Source organism: Streptomyces chiangmaiensis, assembly GCF_036281785.1.
Taxonomy (GTDB): Bacteria; Actinomycetota; Actinomycetes; order Streptomycetales; family Streptomycetaceae; genus Streptomyces; species Streptomyces chiangmaiensis.
On the sequence record NZ_JAYWVC010000315.1, the window covers coordinates 1 to 6,408 of the forward strand.

Below are 6,408 nucleotides of genomic sequence, written 5' to 3' on the forward strand. Positions count from 1 at the left end.
CGTGGGAGGTGCCCCCAGCACCGAACGCCGCGAGCTTTCCGGCAAACCTTTCCGGCCACAGCACCAGCGGCCGGTTACATGTGTCGCGCAACAAATTCCGGCCCGCCGCCACGCAGATGGAGGCGGGGATGTCCGGCGACCTCGATTCCGGCGGAACGGGCGTGTTCACCCCTTCGGTGCAGCGAACCGCCGCGCCATCCTTCCGCGGTGGCGCGGCGGTCCGTGTCCCTGAGCCGGGGCTCAGACACCCACGAGCTCCCGGCCCTGGTCCGGGTCCCTGCGATCCTCGTCCCGCCGCGTGCGCAGCCCCTCGCCCTCGACGTCCACATTCGGCAGAACGTGGTCCAGCCACTTCGGGAGCCACCAGGCCTTCCTGCCGAGCAGCGCCAGCACCGCCGGGACGAGCGCCATCCGCACCACGAACGCGTCGAAGAAGACCGCGATCGCGAGGCCGAAGCCGATCATCTTGATCATCGACTCGCTGGAGCCGATGAAGCCGGAGAAGACGGCGATCATGATGACCGCGGCAGCGACGACGACCCGCGCGCCGTGCCGGAAGCCGGTGACGATCGCCTGGCCGGGGTTCTCCCCGTGGACGTAGGCCTCGCGCATCCGGGTCACGAGGAAGACTTCGTAGTCCATCGCCAGTCCGAAGACCACGCCCACCATGAAGATCGGCATCATCGACATGACGGGGCCCGTCTCGTCGACGCCCATCAGGCCGGACAGCCAGCCCCATTGGAACACCGCGACCACTGCGCCGAGAGCCGCTGTCACCGAGAGCAGGAAGCCGAGCGCCGCCTTCAGCGGAACCAGGATCGAGCGAAAGACCACGATCAGCAGCAGGAAGGCAAGGCCCACCACCAGCGCCAGATACGGGATCAACGCGTCGTTCAGCTTCTGCGAGACGTCGATGTTCATCGCCGTCGTGCCCGTGACCAGCAGCTTCGCGTCCGTGTCCGCCTGGATGCCGCCGCCCGCCCCACGGATGCCGTGCACCAGGTCCTCGGTGGTGGCCGAGGACGGCTTGGAGCCCGGGACGACCGTGATCATCGCCGTGTCGCCGGACGCGTTGTACGTCGGGGGCGTCACCGTCACGACGTCCCGCATGCCCTTGATGTCGTCCGTCACGGTCGTGACCGCCGCCTTCGGGTGCTCGCTGTCCTTCACATCGACCACGACCATCAGCGGACCGTTGAACCCGGGTCCGAAGCCCTCCGAGAGGAGGTCGTAGGCCCGGCGCTGGGTCGTGGACGCCGGCTGCGCACCGTCGTCCGGCAGGCCCAGCTGAAGCTGGGACGCCGGAACAGCCGCGGCGCCGAGTCCGATCACCCCCAGCAGCAGGACGGCGACCGGGCGCCGCACGACGAAGCTCGCCCAGCGCGTGCCCATGTTCGGCCTGCCCCTCGCGGCGGCGGCCCGGCCGCCGCCCAGCAGCCGGCTCTTCTCGCCCGCCGGCTTGACCCTGCGGCCCGCGTAGCCCAGCAGCGCCGGGATCATCGTCAACGCGATCAGGACCGCGATGGCGACGGTGCCCGCCGCGGCGACACCCATCTTCGTGAGCATCGGGATGTTCACGACCGCGAGACCCACGAGTGCGATCAGGACCGTCAGACCCGCGAAGACCACCGCCGAGCCCGCCGTGCCGACCGCCCGGCCCGCCGCCTCCTCGCGCTCGCGGCCCTCGGCCAGTTCGGCGCGGTAGCGGGAGACGATGAACAGCGCGTAGTCGATGCCGACCGCGAGGCCGATCATCATCGCCAGTGTGGAGGTGGTCGAGCCGAGGTCCAGCACGTTCGCCAGGGCCGTGATCGTGGAGACACCGATGCCGACGCCGATCAGAGCGGTGAACAGGGGCAGCCCGGCCGCCACCAGCGAGCCGAAGGTGACGACGAGGACGACCGCGGCGACCGCGATGCCGATGACCTCCGTCGCGCCCGTCTCCGGTACCGCGGACAGCGCGTCACCGCCGATCTCGACGGTCAGCCCTCCGTCCCGCGCGCTCTGCGCGGTCTGCTTCAGGGCGTCCTTCGAGGCGTCCTGCAGCTCCATGCCGGAGACCTTGTACTTCACCTGCGCATAGGCGATCGTGCCGTCCTTGCTGACGGCGTGCGCGGTGAACGGGTCGGCGACGGAGGCGACCTCGGAGCCGTCACGCAGCTCCCCGACGGTCTTCTCGACGACCGCCTTGTTGTCCTTGGCGGTCACCTTCTCCCCGCCCGGCGCCTTGAAGACGACCCGGGCGGTCGCGCCGTCGGCGCTCATGCCGGGGTAGCGCTGTTCCAGCAGGTCGAAGGCTCTCTGTGCCTCCGTTCCCGGGATGGAGAAGGAGGAGGAGCCCGCTGCGGGGGCACTGGCGGCGCCGACGCCCGCGAGCGTCAGCAGCGCCACCCAGATCAGGGCGACGACATGCCGGCGCCGGAAGGCGAGCCGGCCGAGTTTGTGGAGGAACGTGGCCACGAGGGCGTACTCCCGGTCAGGTCGTGGGGTGTTCAGGGCAGGGGGGATCAGCCCGGCGACGTGAGCGGTGACGTCAGGTGGGGCTAGACGGCGGGTCTGGTCAGGTGGTGGGCACGCCGAGAGCGGGGAGGACCACGGCGTCGATGTACGACGTGAGGAATGCCTGGGTCGGCGGCTGGTCGTCGATCAGGGCACGGGTGGCGAGGCCGCCGATCAGCATGTGCACCAGGAAGTCCAGCGCCGGGCAGTCCGGACGGATCTCGCCCCGCGCGACGGCGCGTTGCAGCACACGCTGGAACTCCGCCGTCTCGGGTTCGATCAGCTGCTCCCGGAACGCCTGGCGCAGGTCGTCGTTCTGGTGGATCGCCATGGCGACGCCCCGCATCAGCGCGGAGTTCTGCTCCATGACGCAGTCGTCCTCGCGCATCACCAGGGCGTGCAGATCACCCCGGAGCGAACCGGTGTCGATCGCGTCGACGGGGCCCGGCTTCCCGTGCCGGATGGCCTTCACCACCAGCTCGGCCTTGCCGCCCCACTGGCGGTAGAGCGTCGCCTTGCTGGACCGCGTACGCGCGGCCACGGCGTCCATCGTCAGGGTGTCGTAGCCGACCTCCCGGAGCAGGTCGAGCACGGCCTCGTACAGTTCGGCCTCTCGCTCGGGGGTGATTCGCGTGCGACGTGCCGCTGCGACCTCGGCCACGCGACTCACCTTCCTGCTCCGCGCCGGAGCCGCAGGCTCCGAACGACACCGTTTCGTACGCCACGACGATACCCCGCATGTAAGCGAAACGAAACCGTTTCGTACGTGTCATCCATCACGGCCCGGCGCTCAGCCGGCCAATCGGTTCGTCGCATACCCGGTGTACGAGTTGCCGCGGCCGGTCCGCGGGAAAAGCATGGGTAGGTGAGCGACGCGAGCGACGTGTTCGAGAACGCACCCGGCTACCTCCGCTTCCCGCATCTGCACGGCGACCGCCTGTGCTTCGCCGCCGAGGACGATCTGTGGGTGGCTCAGGTGGACGGCCCCGGCCGCGCCTGGCGGCTCACCGTCGACCGTACGAAGGTCGGCCACCCCCGCTTCTCGCCCGACGGCCGCCGCATCGCGTACACGAGCTGGCGCAGCCTCGTCCCGGAGATCCATCTGATCCCCGTGGACGGCGGGCCCGGGCGGCGCCTCACCTACTGGGGCAGCCCCGACACACGGGTGTGCAGCTGGACCCCGGAAGGCGACATCCTCGCCGTCGCCTCCCACGGCGAGCCTTTCTCCTACTTCACCTGGGCCTACAAGGTCCCCACCGACGGCGCCCCCGGCGGAAAACTGCCCTGGGGCCCCGTCTCCGACATCGCCGTGGCCGACATCGACGGCGAGCACAAGACCCTGCTGCTCACTGGAACCCCGCCGCACGAACCGGCCTCCTGGAAGCGCTACCGCGGTGGCGCCATGGGCCGGTTGTGGCTGCACGGTCAGCGGCTGCTCGCGGACCTCCACGGCCGTCTCGACTCACCGATGTTCGTGGGCGGACGCATCGCGTTCCTCTCCGACCACGAGGGCGTCGGGAACCTGTACTCGTGCGCGTACGACGGCAGCGACCTGCGCCGCCACACCGACCACGACGCCTTCTACGCGCGCAACGCCTCCAGCGACGGCAGTCGCGTGGTCTACCAGTGCGCAGGCGGCCTCTGGATCGTCGACGACCTGTCCCCCGATTCGATCCCGCGCCGCCTCGACATACGCCTGGGCGGACCGCGTGCGGGGCGCCGCCCGTACCAGGTACCGGCCGCGCAGCACATCGACGGAACCTCGGTCGACGAGACCGGGCGGGCCAGCGCCGTCGTCGTCCGCGGCAGCCTGTACTGGCTCACGCACCGGGACGGCCCCGCCCGGACCATCACCGACACACCCGGCGTCCGGGTCCGGCTGCCGGAGATGCTGGGGGTGGGCGGGCAGGTCGCCTACGTCACGGACGCCGAGGGCGAGGACGCGATCGAGATCGCCTATCTGCCCCGTGCCTCGGGGGACCGTGCGCCGCGCCGGCTGGCCTCCGGCGAGCTGGGCCGGGTACTGGAGATGGTGGCTGACCCGCAGGGAGAGCGGCTCGCGATCGCCTCCAACGACGGACGGCTGCTGCTGATCACCGTCTCGGAGGAGCCGGCCGCCGCCGCGGGGGCGGAGCAGTCCGAGAAGACCCCGGAGGCCGTGGAGCCGAGCGAGGCGGTCACCGTGCTGATCCGCTCGATCAACGGTCCGGTGCGGGATCTGGCGTTCTCACCGGACGGGAACTGGCTCACGTGGTCCCACCCGGGGATAGGCCGGTCGTTGCGGCAGATCAAGATGGCCCGGATCAAGGACCGGCTGATCGTCGACGTCACGAACGGCCGATTCGAGGACGAGAACCCGGTGTTCACCCGCGACGGGCGCTACCTGGCCTTCCTGTCCTGGCGCGGCTTCGACCCGGTGTACGACGTGCACACGGGTGACCTGTCCTTCCCGCTCGGCTGCCGCCCCTACCTGGTCCCCCTGTCCTCGGCGACCCCCTCCCCCTTCGCGGTCAACCCGGAGGGACGGCCCGCGGCCGGAGGCCTCGACCCGCTGGAGGAGGAAGAGGGCGACGGGGTGGTGACCGTCGAGATCGAGGGGCTGGAGAACAGGGTGACCCCGTTCCCGGTGACGGCCTCGAAGTACTCGGAGATGCGCCCGGTCGCGGGCGGCGGCCTGGTGTGGCTGCGATGGCCGATCTCGGGTGCGCTCGGCGAGACGTTCGTGAACCCGGACGACACCTCCGGCCGCCCGACTCTGGAGCATTTCAACATCAGCAAGGCGAAGAAGTCCGAACTGGTCGGTCATCTGGACTGGTTTGCGGTCAGCGGGGACGGCACACGCCTTGTGGTGCTGGACGAGGGCGACCTGCGGGCGGTCCCGTCCACCGAGTCCGGCGACGTCGACACGACGGTGTGGATCGATGTCCGCCGGATCATGCACGAGGTCGACCCGGGGGCGGAGTGGCGGCAGGCGTACGCGGAGGCGGGACGGCTCATCCAGGCCTACTTCTGGGAGCCGGACATGTGCGGGATCGACTGGGGCGCGATCCTGGAGCAGTACCGTCCGCTGGTCGAACGGGTCGCCTCACCGGACGAATTCGCGGATCTGCTGCGTGAGGTTCTGGGCGAACTGGGCACGTCGCACGCGTATGTTTCGTCGGCCCGGCGCAACGAGGGCCCCGCGCACTATCAGCGCTACCAGGGCCTGCTGGGTACCAACTTCGTGCGCCGCGACGAAGGCTGGATGGTCAAACGGATCCTGCCGGGCGACTCGTCGGACTCCAAGGCGCGTTCGCCGCTGGCGGGCACGGGGATCCGGGAGGGCGCGGTCCTGACCCATGTCGACGGGCGGCCGGTCGACCCGGTGACGGGACCGTATCCGCTGCTGGCGGCGGCGGGCGGTACGACGGTGGAGTTGACGTTCGTCCCGGCGGAGGCGGAGGGCGGGCCCCGGCGTGCGGCCGTGGTACCCCTCGTCGACGAGCGGCCCCTGCGCTACCAGGACTGGGTGGCCAAACGGCGCGCGGTGGTACGGGAGTTGAGCGGGGGCCGTTGCGGATATCTGCACATCCCGGACATGGGAGGCTCGGGCTGGGCTCAGTTCAACCGGGATCTGCGCATGGAGGTCTCCCGGCCCGCACTCATCGTGGACGTACGGGGCAACGCGGGCGGCCACATCAGCGAGCTGGTCGTCGAGAAGCTGACCCGCAAGATCCTGGGTTGGGACCTGACACGCAACGCCCGGCCGGTCTCGTACGCGTCCAACGCGCCGCGGGGGCCGATCGTGGCACTGACCGACGAGGCGACCTCCTCCGACGGCGACATGATCACCGCGGCGATCAAGCTGCTGAAACTCGGCCCGGTGGTGGGCTCGCGCACCTGGGGCGGCGTGGTCGGGATGACAGGCCG

General features: G+C 70.4%; 3 protein-coding genes. 1 reads left to right on the plus strand and 2 read right to left on the minus strand.

The genetic code is table 11. From position 1 onward, the window contains the following. Nucleotides 1–240 precede the first annotated feature (240 nt). Both VXC91_RS41055 and VXC91_RS41060 read right to left on the minus strand, forming a co-directional pair. On the minus strand, nucleotides 241–2,460 hold the full coding sequence (locus tag VXC91_RS41055; protein WP_329512463.1) for an MMPL family transporter: 2,220 nt from the start codon (nucleotides 2,458–2,460) through the stop codon (nucleotides 241–243). 100 nt (nucleotides 2,461–2,560) lie between these two features. After that, a complete protein-coding gene (locus VXC91_RS41060) occupies nucleotides 2,561–3,160 on the minus strand; it encodes a TetR/AcrR family transcriptional regulator (RefSeq protein WP_329512464.1) in 600 nt (199 codons plus the stop codon). A gap of 204 nt (nucleotides 3,161–3,364) precedes the next feature. Here VXC91_RS41060 and VXC91_RS41065 point away from each other — a divergent pair. Continuing rightward, nucleotides 3,365–6,408 (plus strand): S41 family peptidase (locus VXC91_RS41065; protein WP_329512465.1); only part of this gene is annotated, 3,044 nt, incomplete at its 3' end.